Genomic DNA, 17435 nt, shown 5'->3' on the forward strand with positions numbered 1-17435 from the left:
AATGACCCAAATTGTTGTCTTGCCCCACTCTGAGTATTGCCCTGATGGCGCAGTGATTGAAGCTGAACCAGGGGCCAGTATTTGTGAGACCTTGCTTGCTAATGATATTGAAATTGAACATGCGTGCGATATGGTGTGCGCTTGCACCACCTGTCATGTCATTGTGCGCGAAGGATTTGCAAGTCTTAATGAGCCTGATGAAAATGAAGAGGATATGCTCGATCGTGCTTGGGGCCTTTCCCCACAATCCCGTCTATCATGTCAGGCGATTGTGGCCAAAACGGATTTAGTGATTGAAATCCCAAAATATTCGATCAATCACGCTAAAGAAAATCATTAGCTCTAAATTCTATGTTGGGTCGGATTCGCCAAAAGCAAATTGATTCAATCGATGCGGTGTCAGTAACCCCCAACCCTATGATTTGCCCTATTTGCGAGCGCGAGATTCCTCCCGCTCAAATGGATGCGCATCATCTGATTCCGCGCTCTAAGGGTGGCAGGGAAACACAGTATTTACATCGAATCTGTCATCGTCAGATCCACGCTTTATTTACCGAGACCGAATTAGCAAGACGTTTGAATTCAGCAGAAGCGATTCGCCAACATCCGCAGATGCAACGCTTCATTGAGTGGGTGAAAAATAAGCCAGATGGCTTTTATGAGCGAGTTGCTAAAAGCTCTCGCTTAAAAGAGTATTAGGTTTATTCGTCTTCCCGACGTAAATGAGGAAACAGGATCACATCACGAATATTGGGTACGTCGGTCAGTAACATCACTAATCGATCAATACCAATACCGCACCCTCCGGTAGGGGGCATGCCATATTCAAGTGCCCGAATGAAGTCGTGGTCAAAATACATGGCCTCCTCGTCGCCGGCATCCTTTTGCGCCACTTGTTTTCGAAAACGCTCGGCTTGATCCTCGGCATCATTGAGTTCCGAGAAACCATTTGCAATTTCACGGCCTGTAATAAAAAGCTCAAAACGCTCGGTTACTCCTTTGCGAGTGTCAGACTCGCGCGCCAACGGACTCACTTCGATGGGGTAGTCAATAATGTACGTCGGATCCCAAAGGTGCTCTTCAGCTACCAGTTCAAATAAGGCAAGCTGCAATGCTCCCAAACCAGCGTTTTTTAGTGGCGGAGCGTTCAGGTCTTCACCACCTTTTTTAAGCTCGCTGCGAATAAATTCAGGATCCTCTAGTTGAGTCGCGGTATAGGATTTTTTCGAAAGAGGACTGTACTTTAAGATCGCCTCGGTAATGGTCAGACGGTCAAAGGGTTTGGCAAGATCCAGTGGACGACCTTGGTGGGTTAGGGTTGCAGTCCCCTGTGCATCGATGGCAGCGCTACGAATGAGATTTTCAGTGAAATCCATGAGCCACCGATAGTCGGTATAGGCTGCATAAAACTCCATCATGGTGAACTCGGGGTTATGCCTAGGACTTACACCTTCATTACGGAAATTACGATTGATCTCAAAAACCCGTTCAAAACCACCTACGATTAGGCGCTTTAGATATAACTCTGGAGCGATACGCAAAAACATTTGCATATCAAGTGCATTATGGTGGGTAATAAATGGTTTAGCTGCAGCTCCACCCGGAATCGGATGAAGCATGGGCGTCTCGACTTCCATGAACTGTGCGTCAGTCATATGACGACGCAACGAAGTAATCACTTTGCTGCGCGCCAAGAACGTATTTCGGCTATCTGAATTCACAATCAAATCCACATAGCGTTGCCGATACTTCAATTCTTGATCGGCAAGACCATGGAATTTATCGGGCAGGGGGCGTAAAGACTTGCTTAAAAGTCTCAGTGTTGAACACTCAATCGATAACTCACCCTTGTTCGTTTTAAATAAATAGCCTTCGGCAGCAATGATGTCGCCTAAATCCCAATGCTTAAAGGCCGCATGAACATTACTGCCAGTGACATCATCACTGATGTAAAACTGAATTTGACCACTACGATCTTGAATAGTCGCGAAGCTGGCTTTGCCCATCACTCGCTTTAGAACCATCCGACCAGCAACTTTTACATGAACACGTTTGCTGGCCAATTCTTCTTTGTTCAATGAGTCGTAATGCTGATGAAGGTCAGCCGCCAAGTGAGTTGGTACAAAATCATTGGGGTATGCAATGCCTGCTTGGCGTAGCTTTGCTAACTTCTCACGTCGCTCGGCAATGATGTGATTTTCATCTTGCGCAGGAAATAGCGGGTCTTGTTGGTCTAAGTTACTCATAATGGAATCTCACACGCCCTGTTTAAGGCTGGCCTCAATAAATGCGTCGAGATCACCATCCAAGACTTTCTGGGTATTCGAGATCTCAACATTGGTTCGTAAATCTTTAATGCGACTTTGATCAAGCACGTAAGAGCGGATTTGATGCCCCCAGCCGACATCGGTTTTGCTAGCCTCTAACTTATCTTGTTCGGCACGTCGTTTACGCATCTCATGTTCATATAGGCGTGATTTGAGCATACTCATTGCCTCAGCTCGGTTGCGATGCTGGCTACGATCGTTTTGACACTGCACCACAATGCCCGTTGGAATATGAGTAAGACGAACCGCAGAGTCAGTCTTGTTAATGTGTTGACCGCCAGCGCCAGAGGCGCGATAGGTATCAGTACGAATATCGGCAGGATTGATCTCGATTTCGATCGAGTCATCAATCTCAGGGTAGACATAAATGCTGGCAAATGAGGTATGGCGACCACCCGAGGAGTCGAATGGTGATTTACGGACTAAGCGGTGTACACCCGTTTCGGAGCGGAGGTGACCATACGCATATTCACCATCCACCTTGATTGTGGCACTTTTGATGCCAGCGACGTCACCGTCAGATTCTTCCAAAATCTCGGTTTTATAGCCTTTGCGCTCGCAGTATTTTAGGTACTGGCGATACAGCATACTGGCCCAATCGCATGCTTCGGTACCCCCGGCCCCCGCCTGAATATCAATAAAGCAATTGCAAGGATCCATTTCATTATGAAACATCCGCCTAAATTCGAGATCGGCAATAATTTTTTCATAAGTACCTGCATCCGCTTCAAGAGATAGCAGGGTATCTAAATCATTCTCGGCGCGAGCAAGATCCATTAGCTCCATGCTACTAATAATGTTTTGCTGCAAATCAGTTAGGGTGCTCACTACGCCTTCAAGTAACTTTTTTTCTTTCCCAAAGGCTTGTGCTTGTTTTGGATCATCCCAAATTTTGGGATCCTCCAAAATACGATTGACTTCAATTAGGCGATTTGATTTAGCATCAAAGTCAAAGATACCCCCGAAGGGCGTGCTCGCGAGCGAGGAGATCTTTGAAGGCGTTGGTAATTTGATTGAGTTGTTCGGCTTCCATTAGCGAATTATACGGGTAAGCGCCTAATGGAGTGGGTCGTCGATGGCCTCAATGATCAATTGGATACGGGCCTCTTCGCGAAAACGATCACTCACTAGACGAAATGCCAAAAATGCGAGCTGCGGTAGTGTTTGGGTGCGATTAAACCAAACTGCTGATACGACGGAGGTATCACTTTCGTCCTGCACAATTGGGCGTAGTAAGAGACGTAAATGTTTATCTTTCATTAACGACTGCTGTAGTACCTGAAATTCGCCATAAAAGAGCGGTTGCGGAAAACCTTGTCCCCAGATCTCTTGCACCAGGCGGTCAGCAATTTCAACAGTAAATTGATCTGGGCTCAAGGAGCCATCATGGATACAGCGCCTTTGTAAAATTTCATCATCGAGCAGGCTTGCGCTGATCTCTCGAAAGTAATTCTCAAAGTCATCAAAGTCGGATTGGCGAATGGTTAGGCCTGCGGCCATGGCATGACCGCCAAACTTCAAAATGAGCCCAGGGTATTTTTTTGAAACTAAGTCAAGCGCATCACGCAGATGAAAGCCCTGAATCGACCGACCAGAGCCACGCAGCAATCGAGCGCCAGAGTCATCATCGGCAGGTGCAAAAACAATCGTTGGGCGATTAAAGCGCTCCTTCAGTCGCGAGGCGACAATGCCCACCACGCCTTGATGCCAATCAGGGTGCCATAAGCAAAGTGCGGGTTGTTCATTCACGGATAAATTAGCAAGGCTCGCAAGCGCGGATTCTTGCATGCCGGACTCGATCACGCGCCGCTCTCGATTAATGCGATCAAGCTCTTGTGCCAGGGATCTTGCGCGAAGCTCATCATCACATAGGAGCAATTGAATTCCTAGGCTCATATCGGCTAAGCGACCAGCAGCATTTAAGCGGGGCCCAATTGCAAATCCTAGATCAAAGGGGCTGGCAGCCCTGGGATCTCGTCCGGCCACCTCAAATAAGGCGAGCAATCCTGCCGGAGCGAGACCCTGACGTATTTTTCTGAGACCTTGTGAGACCAGGATGCGGTTATTGCGATCGAGTTGGGCAACGTCTGCCACTGTGCCAAGCGCTACTAAGCTAAAGAGCTGCTCGAGTTTTGGCTGGGTCTCGACAGTAAATACGCCTCGCTCTCGTAACAGGGCTCGTAAGGCAATCAAAATGTAGAACATCACACCAACGCCCGCTAGTGCTTTGCTGGAAAATAGACATCCTGGCTGATTGGGGTTGACTATTGTTAGAGCATTTGGAAGTTCCTCGCCGGGTAGATGATGATCAGTGACCAGAACATCGATGCCGTGTGTCTTGGCATAGTCAATTCCTTGATGGCTAGCAATTCCGTTATCAACCGTAATTAGGAGCGATGGTCTTGGATTGAGTTCAAGCGCCATATCAACCACCTCGGGGGTTAGCCCATATCCCATGGTAAAGCGATTGGGAACCAAGTAACCCAATTGCTGGTCAGATGCCCCTAGCATGCGTAATCCTCGCAGGCCAACAGCGCAGGCGGTTGCGCCATCACAGTCGTAATCAGCGACGATCACCATCGATCGTTTAGAGCTTATTGCATCTGCTAATAATCTCGCGGCTGTCTCGCATTCCTTCAGTGACGAGGGTGGTAGTAAATGCTTTGCCTCAAGACTTAAGTCGGAGTACTCCTGAATGCCTCGAGCAGCGTATAAGCGGGCAAAGAGCGGATCAATGCCATGCCCCTCTAAGCTTGTAGTAACTTCATTTGGGTAGGCGCGTTGGCTGAAAACACTCATGCCTGTAATTCCTCCCAGGTCGGTGGCTGATTTTTATGCCAAAACTTCCATGCAGGTCCTCGATAGTCTTTGGCTCGAAGCGTGCGCTTGCGAATGCCTTGCGGAAAATCAATTAGCGTGATTTCTAGGTCAAGTTCGAACATCGCTTGCACCAGTCTTGGCCATTGTTTGTCAATATCCTTTAACCACACAAAGATATCGCTTGCTTGTTGTTCCCACTGAACAGTTTGGGATTTCAGAAGAGGGATGCCACACTGTGCAGCAATCGATGTCATCCAGGGATGATCACTAATAATTTGCGTAGCATTAGTTAATTCAGGCGAATAAGTAATATCGGTTGCTTTACCAATCCCATATACCCAAACTGAATTAATTCGGGGTAATCCTTGCGCCTCCCGTGCCTCATTAATGGGGTGAATATGCCAGCGCATTTGGATTTCGTTCTGAACCCTGCGCCAACGCTTGGCTAAACCTGACACGACGGTATCTTTTGGGAGCCACCAATCGATATTACGGCCTGTAGCTTGTGCCAGGCTATGGGTGTAGAGTGATTGATAATCACTTGCTGCATAAACCCAGGCATAGCTATTATTTGAAATTGGGATTATTCCTTCTTCGCCGAAGATGGTGTTTGCCTCCTCCATCAAGATCATGATTTCATCACTAGATACAGTCAATTCCGATAACGGAAGTAGGACGAGATGGTCGCGCGTCGCGTGTAAATGAACCGGCTCAATGCATAGCTGAACTTGATTATTCGGATTTGTATGCAGGGCACTACCAAGTGCAAAGGAGTTGCCAATCAGATAGCGCTCATGCGGCAAAGCTTTGGGCGCACGCTCAACATCGTGATTAATCTGATCTTCGCCAGGCAGGAGAATGCTAATGTGATGATTCATGACCCTAATTTTAGGTGGCAATTACTCAATTTGCTTAGTAGGCGTTGCCAATTGCTTAAACTGTGAAGATGTGGAAGATTCCGATTGAGCTAGAGATAGGTCTTAAGTACACGCGCTCACGACGCAGGAAAGCGGTTGGTCAGCGTGATGGGTTTCTATCCTTTATTTCTGGGATCTCCATGGCTGGGATCGCTTTAGGGGTAGCGGCTCTAATCGTAGTGCTCTCTGTCATGAATGGATTTCAGAAAGAGGTGCGAGACCGTATGCTTTCGGTTCTCTCCCATATTGAGATTACCTCCCCAAGTGGTTTGGTCGATTGGGAGCCAATCGCCGAGACACTTGCAAAACAAGCTCATGTTCTCGGGGTTGCCCCAATGGTAAGTTCCCAGGGTCTTTTATCTCGAGCTGAATCAATGCGCGGGGTTTCGTTGCGAGGCGTGGATCCAGCCTTAGAGGGTCGAGTATCTGATCTACCCAAGCAATTGATTGTGGGTTCAATGAGCGATCTCAAGCCCGGGCAATTTGGGGTTGTATTAGGAACCCAACTGGCAGGTACGCTTGGTGTAAGGGTGGGTGATCGCGTAAACCTATTAGTTCCGGAAGGTGATTTGACTCCCGCCGGCATGATGCCGCGGATGCGCGCTCTCCAGGTAGTTGGCATGGTGGATAGTGGTCACTATGAATACGATAGTACTTTGGCAGTGATGCACTGGAAGGATGCTGCTGCCTTGTTACGAATGACCGATCCGACCGGTTTGCGGGTAAAAGTTGATGACATGCAAAAAGCTCCTGAAATTGCGGTGCGTCTAGCTCAGGTCGTACCGCAAGCGCTCTGGGTTAGCGATTGGTCACGCTCTAATCGCAATTGGTTTGCTGCAGTCCAAACTGAGAAAAAAATGATGTTCATTATTTTGACCTTGATTATTGCGGTAGCAGCATTCAACTTAGTTTCCACTCTAGTAATGACTGTGACCGATAAGCAGGCCGATATTGCGATTCTTCGAACCATGGGAGCGAGCGCGGGACTCGTACAGCGTATATTTTTAGTGCAAGGTTTGGCGATTGGCTTGTTGGGCTCGCTCCTAGGCGTTGCATTTGGATTACTTATTGCTCTTAACATCGATGTGATCGTGCCATTTATTGAGACTCTTTTCCGAGTACAGTTCTTGCCAAGAGATATTTATTTCATTAGCCAGCTGCCATCGGATGTGCGTCTCGATGATGTACTAAAGGTAGGAATCATGGCTTTTGTTCTATCGATTCTTGCGACTATTTACCCAAGCCGTAGAGCAGCGCAGGTCAAACCAGCCGAGGCATTGCGCTATGAGTAAGCCAGTTCTGAAAGCGTCCAAACTTGCTAAAACCTATGGGGTGGGCGTTAATGCCGTTGAAGTATTGAAAGCAGTTGATTTGGAGTTAAGTCCGGCCGAGAAGGTTGCGATTGTGGGATCCTCCGGCTCGGGTAAGAGTACTTTGCTTCACCTTTTGGGGGGATTGGATACGGCAAGCGCTGGTGAGGTAGAGCTAGCAGGTCAATTACTCAATCGGATGAGCCCGAAGGAGCTTGATCAAATCCGTAATGAACGCCTGGGCTTTGTATATCAGTTTCATCATCTGCTTGACGAATTAACAGCGCTTGAGAATGTCGCCTTGCCTTTACGTATTAGAGGCCTGAGTCAGGAAGAGGCAGAAGCCCCAGCCCATATCCTATTGGATGCGGTTGGCTTAGGAAAACGTCTGCATCACACCCCAGCAGAGTTATCGGGTGGGGAGCGTCAACGCGTTGCAGTGGCGCGCGCCTTAGTTGGAAAACCCGATTGTGTGTTGGCCGACGAGCCAACTGGTAACTTGGATACGGAGACTGCTGATCGGGTATTTGATTTAATGCTCGATATTGCCAAAGAGCAGGGCACCGCATTTTTAATTGTGACCCACGATCCGATTCGTGCTAAACGCTGTGATCGTATTTTGCGCTTAACCCGCGGTGTACTCGAGCCATTTGGGGAATAGTAAGTGATGTGGCTTGATACCCATTGCCACCTCGATGCCCCAGAATTTTTGAGTGATATCGAGAGCATCGTAGAGCGTGCAAAATGTGCTGGCGTAGCCGGTATCTTATTGCCTGCAGTACGAGCCCAAGATTTTGAGGCCGTTCAAGAGCTTACCCATCGGTTTAAGGGCGACATTCCATATTTAGTCTATACCTTAGGGATTCATCCCCTGTTTACCGATCGTGCTAGCGAAAGTGATCTAAAAACGTTAGAGACTGCAGTAGCCAATGCTAAAAATGACCCTCACTTTGTCGGTATTGGTGAAATTGGCCTCGATTATTTTGTTGCTGAGTTAGATCCGCATCGACAGGCTCTATTCTTTCATGCGCAACTAGACTTAGCCCAACACTATCAACTGCCGGTGATCTTGCATGTTCGTCGCTCTCAGGACATGATTTTGAAGGCGCTTCGCCAACGAAATTTAAGTGGCGGCATTGCCCATGCATTTAATGGTAGTTTTCAGCAGGCCCACCAATTTATTGATCTTGGATTCAAACTGGGTTTTGGAGGCGCGGCAACTTATGAGCGTGCTTTACAAATTCGTAGGCTTATTCAAGAGTTGCCACTAGAAGCTATCGTGACCGAGACCGATTCGCCAGATATTCCACCAGCATGGTTACGCTCTGAACAAGGGCGTCGCAATGAGCCGGCATTTTTACCTCGTATTGCGCAGGTGTTGGCAGAAATCCGTAGCGTGCAGCCAAACACCCTTTCACAAGCAGTTATCCGTAACGTCAGTCAGGCCCTACCGCGCTGGGGCCAGCTTCTGAACCAATAACGTGCTCCGCATCGCAATTACGGCATGGATTGCCGGAGGGTCGGCTTTTTTCTTTTTACCCAAATTACCGAATCACGGCCTCGAGATCAGCATTATTTCCGGAATTATTTTGCTGAGCGTTAGCTATTACTTGCGAGATCGTAATCGCACCTTCGCATGCGTAGCACTTGTGCTAGCTTTGGGATTATTGGGGTGGGGATATCACTTTCATTATGCAAAGGAGAGACTTTCATCGCCCTTACCAGTTTCTCTTGAAGATCAAGAATTAACGATCCGGGGATACGTCGATCAACTACCTAGTGGTTATCATCAACATCAGCGCTTTGCTTTTGACGTGGTTGAATGGAATGATGATCAATCTGAGACCTTGCCAAGAAAAATCTACTTGAGTTGGAGTGGGGCGTGGCAAAAAAATCGTTTGATTCCAGAGCTCGCCCCGGGCGAAGAGTGGCAATTTGTTGTCAAACTCAAAAGACCACATACCTTAATGAATGACCATGGCTTTGATTTTGAACGATGGATGTTTCATCAAGGCTTTGGAGCACATGGTTCAGTTAGGTCGGGTAAGCGAATTCAAGAGTCTCGATGGATTTCATTAAAAACAGCCATCGAGTATCAACGCTGGCGACTTCGCAATAAGATCAAAGCGGCTCTTGAGCCTTCTGCTCCCTATGTTGGGGTATTAGTTGCCTTAGTGATTGGCGATCAAAATGCCATTGCGCAATCTGATTGGCGGGTATTTAATGCTACCGGTGTCGGCCACTTAATTTCCATATCGGGCTTACATGTCACGATGCTCTCTGGATTGGGCGCCTTATTAGGGGCATGGATATGGCGTCGTCGTGAATGGCCGCTCATCATTCCTGTTCAAAAAGTTGCAGCTGCCACTGGGTTATTGACTGCGTTTTTATACGCATGGTTAGCTGGATTTCAAATACCAGCCCAACGAACGCTCTACATGGTTGGGATTGTGGCTTTTGCACTCTGGACCTCCAGAATTCCACGCGCCTTTGATATTTGGTGGATCGCACTATTACTGGTTCTGGTAATTGACCCCATGGCCCCTTACACCCCGGGATTTTGGTTGTCGTTTGGAGCGGTAGCCATCATCTTGTATGGGATGGGTTCCTCATCAAGCCTCATTGGCATCCCGAATGGAGGTGAGTGGGAGCGTAGCCGACTCGAACGGCTCAAACAAGCCTTTTTTGAATCCTGCCGCTTGCAATGGATTGTGACCATTGCACTCATTCCTTGTACTTTATATTGGTTTTACCAAGTATCTATCGTATCGCCACTAGCGAATGCACTGGCAATCCCAGTGATTAGTTTTGTTGTGACCCCCTTGGCGATTGCTGGCGCGATTCTTCCTGAGTGGTTTGCACCCATCCCTCTCCAGCTCGCTCATGAGGCAATGGAATGGACGGCGAAATACCTGAACTGGCTTGCAAAATTTGACTGGGCAGTGCATTGGTCTCATCAACCAACGCTCTGGGTAATGGCGCTGTCATCTCTTGGAATCTATTGGCATATTCGTCCCGGTCCGATGACAAGCCATCGAATGAGTCGTATTGTGGGGCTTGCCCTTTGCATCCCTTTATTTTGGCAAGTGACCGATACCATTAATCATGGTCAATTTAAGGCATATGTATTTGATATTGGGCAGGGCACCGCAGTCCTAGTTGAGACCAAATCACATCGGCTCTTATATGATGCCGGCCCACTTTCTGGAAAAAATGACAATGCTGGAGAACGGGTATTGCTTCCTTACTTTCGCGGAGAGGGAATTGATCGATTAGACCGATTGGTTATAAGCCATAAAGACTCAGATCACATAGGGGGTGCAAACACTCTGATGAAGAACTTAAATATTCAATCATTCTTGGGAACGATGCCGGAGCATCATCCGTTAATGAATGACATCCAACAATCAGCCATACCAGCATTGCCCTGTCAGTATGGTCAAGAATGGCAATGGGATGGTGTGGACTTTAAAGTCTGGCATCCGTCTGAGGAGGTAGACTTTAAAGCAGAGTCCCATCGCGGAAAGCCCAATGAAAATAGTTGCGTGCTAGAGATCCGCAATGCCAACACAAGCTTCTGGTTAACAGGCGATATTGAAAAACGTGGAGAGCATGAGCATGCTCGACGCCTAAAGGAAATGGGTTATCAAAGGCCCAATAAAGTGGTGGTCATGGCCCCGCATCATGGTAGCAAAACATCATCATCTCGAGTATGGCTAGATGCCATCCAACCAACTGTGGCATTTTCTCAGCACGGATATCGAAACCGATATGGTCATCCACATCGTGTTGTGAAAGAACGATATCGGGATAATCAAATCCCGTTTCTAGAAACAACCACTACTGGTTCTCAACATTGGCATGCTATGACAGACAAGCTGATTGTTGATTTCGTGAGACAGAAGCGAAAGCGATTGTGGCATCACGACTAGTCAATCACAGTGAATACCTAAAGATAGGCATTCTGAGTCGGAAAGGCTTGAGAGATTGGTTGCGGGGATAGGATTTGAACCTATGACCTTCGGGTTATGAGCCCGACGAGCTGCCAGACTGCTCCACCCCGCGCCTGAGCCTTAGATTCTACCATTTTTTACTTTCACCTGTCGAGCTTTTCCCTGTTTTAAGTGGTTTAAAGGGCGTATCATAGCCACAAGATCATTTTTACCCAATTGTTGAATGACGATTAGTAAGCCTGAGTACTCCAATTCATCCCTATTAGAGCCAGTCGAAATCTCGAGTAGTGGTGAGCATCAGAAGAAGAGTTTGCCAATCATGATGCTTGCGGCCTTGGGAATCGTCTTTGGAGATATTGGTACAAGCCCGCTGTATGCTCTCAAAGAATGCTTTAGTCCAGATCATGGCATTGCATTCTCGAACGAAGCGCTATTTGGAGTGATCTCCATGATGATCTGGGCGCTTCTGATTGTGGTGACCTTCAAATATGTCTTTGTCGTTATGCGTGCCGATAACAAAGGCGAGGGTGGTGTCTTATCTTTAATGGCACTTGCCCTGCGCTCTATGAAAAGTGATTCAAAGCAGTATTTCATGGTGATGGTTCTTGGGATGCTGGGTGCCTGTATGTTATTGGGTGAGTCTGTGATCACCCCGGCGATTTCAGTGCTTTCTGCTGTTGAGGGTATTGCGGTAGCAACCCCCAACTTGGCAGACGCAGTAATCCCAATCTCATTACTAATTTTGGTTTGTCTATTTTTAATTCAGAAATATGGCACTGCCGCTGTGGGGCAATTATTCGGGCCTATTACTTTGACATGGTTTCTTGTTTTGGCGATTTTAGGGGTTATGAACATAACCCATTCACCCGGGATAGTTTTGGCATTCAATCCCATATACGCCATACATTTTGTGATCGATCATCCTCTAACCGCGTTTATTGTGATGGGAGCAGTTGTTCTTGTTGTTACGGGCGTAGAAGCTCTTTACCTGGATATGGGACATTTTGGCAAGAGCCCGGTCCGATTAACCTGGTTATTTATCGTGTTGCCTTGTTTGTTGCTCAATTATCTTGGGCAGGGCGCACTGTTATTGGCAAACCCAACAGCAATATCAAACCCGTTTTATCTCATGGTTCCAGAGTGGGCTTTGTGGCCCGTCATCGGTTTAGCGACTGCCGCAACTGTGATTGCCTCTCAGGCAGTTATTTCTGGCGCCTTCTCTCTCATTAATCAAGCCATTCTTCTGGGTTTTGTACCGCGTATGAATATCTTGCATACCTCAGTCTCTGAGCGGGGTCAGATTTACATACCAGCTGTCAACTGGGCCCTATTGATCATGGTCATCGTGACCGTTTTGGAGTTTAGGGAGTCTGTGAGCTTAGCAGCCGCATACGGACTTTCGGTTACTTCAACAATGCTTGTAACAACTATTTTATTGAGTATTGTGATGCGTCGTGAGTGGCATATTAATCCGATCATCATTTTGTGCATGATCGTAGTTTTTTTGGCAATTGATATTGGTTTCTGGACTGCTACCCTAATCAAGATCAAAGATGGCGGATGGTATCCATTAGCACTGGGTATGGTCATGTTTACTTGTTCAATCACATGGTATCGGGGCCGTAAACTCTTGCGGGATAAACTGATTGCCGAATCAATTCCACTTGAGGGATTCATTAAGAACCTGTTGGCTCATCCGCCGCATCGAGTCGAGGGCACCGCTATTTTTCTGACCCCGCATATTGATTTTGTACCGGCGGCAATGCTGCATAACTTAAAGCACAACCATGTCATGCATGAACGTGTCTTTTTCTTAAAGCTGAGTACCTGGGACGTGCCTTTTGTCCGAGATGAAGATCGCTTATCTCTGAAAGACCTTGGTGGAAATGTTTATGTTGTTCGCAGTGTGCATGGCTTTAAAGAAACCCCTGATATCAATAAAGTACTTGAATTAATTACCAAGCAGTATGGGTTGCCATTTGATCTAATGGATACCACCTTCTTCCTCGCGCGAGATGCCATTACGCCATCTAAATCTCCAGGAATGGCCGTTTGGCGCGAGCGTCTCTTTGCTTGGATGATGCAAAATGCTACTAAGCCATCGGATTTTTATAACATTCCGGCTAATCGCTTAGTCGAGTTGGGTGCCAAGGTCGAGATTTAATGAAGTACGCCAATCGATTTTTAACTGTTGCTATTCTTTTTGGATTGACGATTGTTCCGGTCAATGCGTCAACAAGTGACGAACTTGAGCTTGAAAAGTTGAATCAAATCGAGGCTCAACTAACGTTGCAGCGTGAATGGGTTGAATATCGTTGGAAGAAAACGAGTGCGGAGTGTTATGAGAAGTTTTTCGTAAACTCCTGTCTTGGCGATGCAAGAGCTAAGTATCGGAAAGAAATCGATCCGATTCGGGCACAAGAAGTATTGCTCAATGAAAACCAACGCATTATAAAAGAGCGTATCAAGACTGAACGCGATGCTCGCAGGGCTGCTGAGCGAGCTGATCCAAAACGTGCACAAGAACGCGCTGAGAATGAAAAAGCATTTTTACAAAAACAAAAGGATGCGGCAGCCCGTGCTGCAGACTTAGAGGAGCGTCGTAAAGATGCTCCACGACGTGCACAAGAAAATAAATCTGGTGTGAAATTAGACTGATATGGCAAAGACCAAAACCCTCTATGTTTGCCAAGCGTGTGGAGGCAGTTCTCCTAAATGGCAGGGCCAATGTCCTGCATGCGATGCATGGAACACGCTTGAAGAGTCTTTGGCTGAGACCGCCAACCATCGTTTTCAGGGATTGGCCAAGTCAATCCCGCGACAAAAATTAGTGAGCATTGAAGCGCAGGATTCGCCTCGTTTGCCCACAGGAATTACGGAGCTCGATCGCGTGCTGGGTGGGGGATTGGTAGCCGGTGGAGTAGTTTTGCTCGGCGGTGATCCTGGAATTGGTAAATCCACTTTGCTATTGCAAGCCCTCGCCGAGCTCAGTATGCAAGGGATTGATGTTTTATATAGCTCCGGAGAGGAGTCTGCTGCTCAAATTGCCTTGCGTGCTCAACGTATTTCTTTAAATGCACCTCAGCTTGAAATCTTGGCAGAGATTCAGTTAGAAAAGTTATTACTATCGGTTGAGGCTGCGCAGCCGCAGGTATTGGTAGTTGATTCCATCCAGACTTTGTATTCCGAGGCATTTACATCGGCTCCTGGATCGGTTGCGCAAGTTCGGGAGTGTGCCGCCCAGTTAACACGTTTGGCGAAGTCAAGTGGCATCTGTGTTTTATTAGTTGGCCATGTGACTAAAGATGGTCATTTGGCTGGCCCACGCGTACTTGAGCACATTGTCGATACCGTTTTATATTTTGAGGGCGATACGCATTCGTCATTTCGCTTAGTGCGCTCGATTAAAAACCGCTTTGGGGCGGTCAATGAGCTCGGCGTCTTTGCGATGACCGAGAAAGGTCTCAAGGGTGTCAACAATCCGTCCGCTCTTTTTCTATCGCAACATCCGCAAACGGTGCCTGGCTCCTGTGTATTGGTAACGCAGGAGGGGAGTCGGCCACTGTTAGTTGAGATTCAGGCGCTGGTTGATACGGCGCATATTCCTAATCCTAGACGCCTAGCGGTTGGCTTAGAACAGGCGCGTTTGGCCATGCTGTTAGCGGTCTTGCACCGTCATGCTGGAATCGCTTGCTTTGATCAGGATGTGTTCCTAAATGCAGTGGGTGGTGTCAAAATTACCGAACCAGCTGCCGATCTTGCGGTTTTGCTTGCGATCACATCATCAATTCGTAATCGTGCTCTACCAAAACATTTGGTGGTATTTGGTGAGGTTGGCTTGGCTGGAGAAATTCGCCCATGTCCGCGCGGTCAGGAGAGACTCAAGGAGGCCGCTAAATTGGGATTCAAGATTGCAATTATTCCAAAGGCTAATTTGCCAAAATCCAAAATTACCGATTTACAAATGATCGCAGTTGAGCGGATTGATGAGGCCATCGCTGCTATCAACGACCTGTATTAGAAAATGCTAGCGGCGTAAATCCTCTGCCTCAATCAAGCATACCTGCCGATCACCCGCTGATACATCCATCCAAATCGGGGAAAGATGCCCAAAAGCTTTTTGGAAATGATCATATTCATTGCCAATCTCAAGCACTAATGCGCCGCGTTCATGAAGGTATTCGCCAGCGGAGCGAATGATCTCACGAATCAGATCCATACCATCTGATCCACCAGCAAGCGCCTCACGCGGCTCAGCACGATATTCTGGAGGCAGTGCTTGCATTGACTGTTCATTTACATAGGGTGGATTACAAACAATTAAATCAAATCGTAAATCCTGCTCTGCAATCGGTTCCCATAGATCGCCATGCAGTAATTCAATGCGATCGCTTAAGTGATGGCGATCAAGATTGCGAGCGGCCAGAGCGAGAGCCGGCAAAGAGAGATCACTTGCCACAACCTGCAAGTCAGGATAGTGAAGGGCCATGAGAACTGCCAGTGAACCATTGCCGGTGCATAAATCAAGCACCCTGCCATCTGCGGGTAACCAAGACTCAAGGGATTCATGAGCGATTAACTCAGCGATGAATGAACGCGGAATGATGCTTTGCGTAGTGCAATCAAAGGGTACCCCCATTAACCATGCTTCTCCCAAAAGGTAGGCGAGAGGTTGACGTGATTCAATTCGTTTTTGAGCCACCGCGAAAGCCTTTTGGCTAAGCTCTCCAGAAATCATGGAGTCTAGATGCTCAAGAGTTTCTGAAGGCGATCGCTCTAATTGTTTGCTGACAATCCACAATGCCTCGGCCTCTGCATTACTCGCACCATGTCCGTAATGAAGATCAGCCGATTCCAGAAGACTTTGAATGCGTTGACAACACGCATCAATTGTCATGCTGGGCAAATTGGTTGTTATGGGAATGGGGTCCATGGGCAATAGCTTACCCAGCAAATCCTTAGGCAATTAGTTTTTCAAGTGCGCGACGATAGATATTCTTCAGTGGCTCAATGGAGTCGAGCGCCACGCGTTCGTCAATCTTGTGACTAGTTGCGTTCACAGGTCCAAATTCAATCAGCTGGGAGCAAATCTTTGCAATGAATCGACCATCGCTGGTGCCACCGGTAGTTGAAAGCTCTGTATGAACTTGGGTTTCAGCCAAAATGGCTTCGCGCATCGCACCCGCTAATTCGCCATCGCCGGTTAAAAATGGTTCGCCACCCAAGGTCCAATCAATGCTGAACTGAAGCTTGGCGTCTCGCAAGATCGATTCAACCCCTGCTTTTAACTGCTCTGGCGTACTTTCGGTGGAGAAGCGGAAATTAAAGTCAATTACCAACTCACCCGGAATGATATTGTTTGCACCGGTACCGGCATGAATGTTTGAGATCTGAAAACTAGTCGGCTGAAAGTATTGGTTGCCGCGATCCCACTCTTTGGCAACCAGTGCCGCAAGGGCCGGGGCAACTTCATGAATGGGATTACGACCTAAATGAGGGTAGGCAATATGCGCCTGAATCCCTTTGACTTTTAATTTCCCCGAAAGCGATCCGCGTCGCCCATTTTTGATCATGTCGCCTAAGCGCTCTACGGAGGTGGGCTCACCAATGATGCAGTAATCCAGTTTTTGACCCCGTTTTTTAAGGAGGTCGCATACGACTACGGTCCCATCATGGGCAGGCCCTTCCTCATCGCTGGTAATTAAGAAGGCAATTGATCCAGAGTGATTCGGGTGCGTCTGTACAAATTCTTCGGTTGCCACTACAAAACCGGCAAGGGAAGTTTTCATATCCGCAGCGCCACGACCGTACAGAAATTGATCACGCTCAGTAGGGACAAACGGGTCATTAGTCCACTGCTCGAGTGGTCCGGTTGGAACAACATCCGTATGTCCAGCAAAGGCTAATACTTTGCCTTGGGAGTTTTTACCTCGTTTGATTGCCCAAAGATTGGTCACTTGAAAGTGTTCTGGACCGCTGACGATGGTTTCGACCTCAAAGCCAATTGCTGCCAAGCGCTTTGCAATCAGCTCTTGGCATCCGCCATCCGCAGGAGTCACCGAGCGACATGCAATTAGCTCTTTAGTCAGCGTAAGGGCCGTATTCATC

General features: G+C 47.6%; 15 protein-coding genes and 1 tRNA gene. 9 read left to right on the forward strand and 7 right to left on the reverse strand.

Annotated features, from left to right (window positions below; genetic code table 11):
• Position 1: 1 nt before the first annotated feature.
• On the forward strand, positions 2-340 hold the full coding sequence (fdx, locus tag QUE62_RS02700) for an ISC system 2Fe-2S type ferredoxin (protein ID WP_286224304.1): 339 nt from the start codon (positions 2-4) through the stop codon (positions 338-340).
• A gap of 11 nt (positions 341-351) precedes the next feature.
• On the forward strand, positions 352-699 hold the full coding sequence (locus QUE62_RS02705; RefSeq protein ID WP_286224305.1) for an HNH endonuclease: 348 nt from the start codon (positions 352-354) through the stop codon (positions 697-699).
• A gap of 2 nt (positions 700-701) precedes the next feature.
• Here the strand turns inward: QUE62_RS02705 and lysS are convergent, their stop codons facing one another.
• From lysS to QUE62_RS02725, 4 genes are all read right to left on the reverse strand, one after another.
• Positions 702-2246, reverse strand: coding sequence for a lysine--tRNA ligase (lysS, locus tag QUE62_RS02710; RefSeq protein WP_286262122.1), 1545 nt, complete (start codon positions 2244-2246; stop codon positions 702-704).
• 9 nt (positions 2247-2255) lie between these two features.
• Positions 2256-3360 (reverse strand): peptide chain release factor 2 gene (gene prfB / locus QUE62_RS02715; protein WP_286224309.1). Its coding sequence is split into 2 segments (ribosomal slippage): positions 2256-3278 and positions 3280-3360, totalling 1104 coding nucleotides; the frame shifts between segments, so codons are not numbered across the junction.
• Between the two features lie 23 nt (positions 3361-3383).
• Positions 3384-5126 carry a single-stranded-DNA-specific exonuclease RecJ gene (gene recJ / locus QUE62_RS02720; RefSeq protein WP_286262124.1) on the reverse strand — a complete coding sequence of 581 codons (1743 nt, stop codon included), beginning with the start codon at positions 5124-5126 and terminating at the stop codon, positions 3384-3386.
• Positions 5123-6025, reverse strand: coding sequence for a hypothetical protein (locus QUE62_RS02725; protein WP_286262126.1), 903 nt, complete (start codon positions 6023-6025; stop codon positions 5123-5125). The genes recJ and QUE62_RS02725 overlap by 4 nt, the downstream gene beginning before the upstream one ends.
• 68 nt (positions 6026-6093) lie before the next feature.
• Between QUE62_RS02725 and QUE62_RS02730 the strand changes: the two genes are divergently transcribed.
• From QUE62_RS02730 to QUE62_RS02745, 4 genes are read left to right on the forward strand one after another with little or no spacing between them, the layout of a single operon-like run.
• Entirely contained in the window at positions 6094-7356 is a 1263-nt protein-coding gene (locus QUE62_RS02730; protein WP_286262543.1) for a lipoprotein-releasing ABC transporter permease subunit, read from the forward strand.
• Positions 7349-8035, forward strand: coding sequence for an ABC transporter ATP-binding protein (locus QUE62_RS02735; protein ID WP_286262129.1), 687 nt, complete (start codon positions 7349-7351; stop codon positions 8033-8035). Before QUE62_RS02730 ends, QUE62_RS02735 begins: the two co-directional genes overlap by 8 nt.
• 6 nt (positions 8036-8041) lie before the next feature.
• On the forward strand, positions 8042-8854 hold the full coding sequence (locus QUE62_RS02740; RefSeq protein ID WP_286262545.1) for a TatD family hydrolase: 813 nt from the start codon (positions 8042-8044) through the stop codon (positions 8852-8854).
• Between the two features lies 1 nt (position 8855).
• Positions 8856-11306, forward strand: a complete 2451-nt coding sequence (locus tag QUE62_RS02745; protein ID WP_286262131.1) for a DNA internalization-related competence protein ComEC/Rec2 — start codon at positions 8856-8858, stop codon at positions 11304-11306.
• 56 nt (positions 11307-11362) lie between these two features.
• Here QUE62_RS02745 and QUE62_RS02750 read toward each other — a convergent pair.
• Positions 11363-11439, reverse strand: a tRNA-Met gene (locus tag QUE62_RS02750).
• 207 nt (positions 11440-11646) lie between these two features.
• Here QUE62_RS02750 and QUE62_RS02755 point away from each other — a divergent pair.
• The 3 genes from QUE62_RS02755 to radA are packed head-to-tail and all read left to right on the forward strand — an operon-like array spanning position 11647 to position 15348.
• The gene (locus QUE62_RS02755) at positions 11647-13491 is read left to right on the forward strand and encodes a potassium transporter Kup (protein WP_458574833.1); all 1845 of its coding nucleotides are present in this window, start codon (positions 11647-11649) and stop codon (positions 13489-13491) included.
• Positions 13491-13985 carry a hypothetical protein gene (locus tag QUE62_RS02760; RefSeq protein ID WP_286262133.1) on the forward strand — a complete coding sequence of 165 codons (495 nt, stop codon included), beginning with the start codon at positions 13491-13493 and terminating at the stop codon, positions 13983-13985. The genes QUE62_RS02755 and QUE62_RS02760 overlap by 1 nt, the downstream gene beginning before the upstream one ends.
• A 1-nt stretch (position 13986) precedes the next feature.
• Entirely contained in the window at positions 13987-15348 is a 1362-nt protein-coding gene (gene radA, locus QUE62_RS02765; RefSeq protein ID WP_286262136.1) for a DNA repair protein RadA, read from the forward strand.
• 6 nt (positions 15349-15354) lie between these two features.
• Here the strand turns inward: radA and prmB are convergent, their stop codons facing one another.
• Positions 15355-16224, reverse strand: a complete 870-nt coding sequence (prmB, locus tag QUE62_RS02770) for a 50S ribosomal protein L3 N(5)-glutamine methyltransferase (RefSeq protein ID WP_286262137.1) — start codon at positions 16222-16224, stop codon at positions 15355-15357.
• A 61-nt stretch (positions 16225-16285) separates the two neighbouring features.
• On the reverse strand, positions 16286-17434 hold the full coding sequence (gene dapE, locus QUE62_RS02775; RefSeq protein ID WP_286262139.1) for a succinyl-diaminopimelate desuccinylase: 1149 nt from the start codon (positions 17432-17434) through the stop codon (positions 16286-16288).
• Position 17435: the final 1 nt, after the last annotated feature.

Origin of the sequence: Polynucleobacter sp. HIN9 (genome assembly GCF_030297635.1) — a bacterium.
In the GTDB taxonomy this organism is placed as follows: domain Bacteria; phylum Pseudomonadota; class Gammaproteobacteria; order Burkholderiales; family Burkholderiaceae; genus Polynucleobacter.

Coding starts and splice junctions, on each gene's coding strand:
- QUE62_RS02725 (WP_286262126.1), bottom strand. CDS start 6,025: ATGAATCATCACATTAGCATTCTCCTGCCTGGCGAAGATCAGATTAAT.
- QUE62_RS02735 (WP_286262129.1), top strand. CDS start 7,349: ATGAGTAAGCCAGTTCTGAAAGCGTCCAAACTTGCTAAAACCTATGGG.
- dapE (WP_286262139.1), bottom strand. CDS start 17,434: ATGAATACGGCCCTTACGCTGACTAAAGAGCTAATTGCATGTCGCTCG.
- lysS (WP_286262122.1), bottom strand. CDS start 2,246: ATGAGTAACTTAGACCAACAAGACCCGCTATTTCCTGCGCAAGATGAA.
- radA (WP_286262136.1), top strand. CDS start 13,987: ATGGCAAAGACCAAAACCCTCTATGTTTGCCAAGCGTGTGGAGGCAGT.
- QUE62_RS02760 (WP_286262133.1), top strand. CDS start 13,491: ATGAAGTACGCCAATCGATTTTTAACTGTTGCTATTCTTTTTGGATTG.
- QUE62_RS02730 (WP_286262543.1), top strand. CDS start 6,094: ATGTGGAAGATTCCGATTGAGCTAGAGATAGGTCTTAAGTACACGCGC.
- prmB (WP_286262137.1), bottom strand. CDS start 16,224: ATGACAATTGATGCGTGTTGTCAACGCATTCAAAGTCTTCTGGAATCG.
- QUE62_RS02705 (WP_286224305.1), top strand. CDS start 352: ATGTTGGGTCGGATTCGCCAAAAGCAAATTGATTCAATCGATGCGGTG.
- QUE62_RS02740 (WP_286262545.1), top strand. CDS start 8,042: ATGTGGCTTGATACCCATTGCCACCTCGATGCCCCAGAATTTTTGAGT.
- QUE62_RS02755 (WP_458574833.1), top strand. CDS start 11,647: ATGATGCTTGCGGCCTTGGGAATCGTCTTTGGAGATATTGGTACAAGC.
- recJ (WP_286262124.1), bottom strand. CDS start 5,126: ATGAGTGTTTTCAGCCAACGCGCCTACCCAAATGAAGTTACTACAAGC.
- fdx (WP_286224304.1), top strand. CDS start 2: ATGACCCAAATTGTTGTCTTGCCCCACTCTGAGTATTGCCCTGATGGC.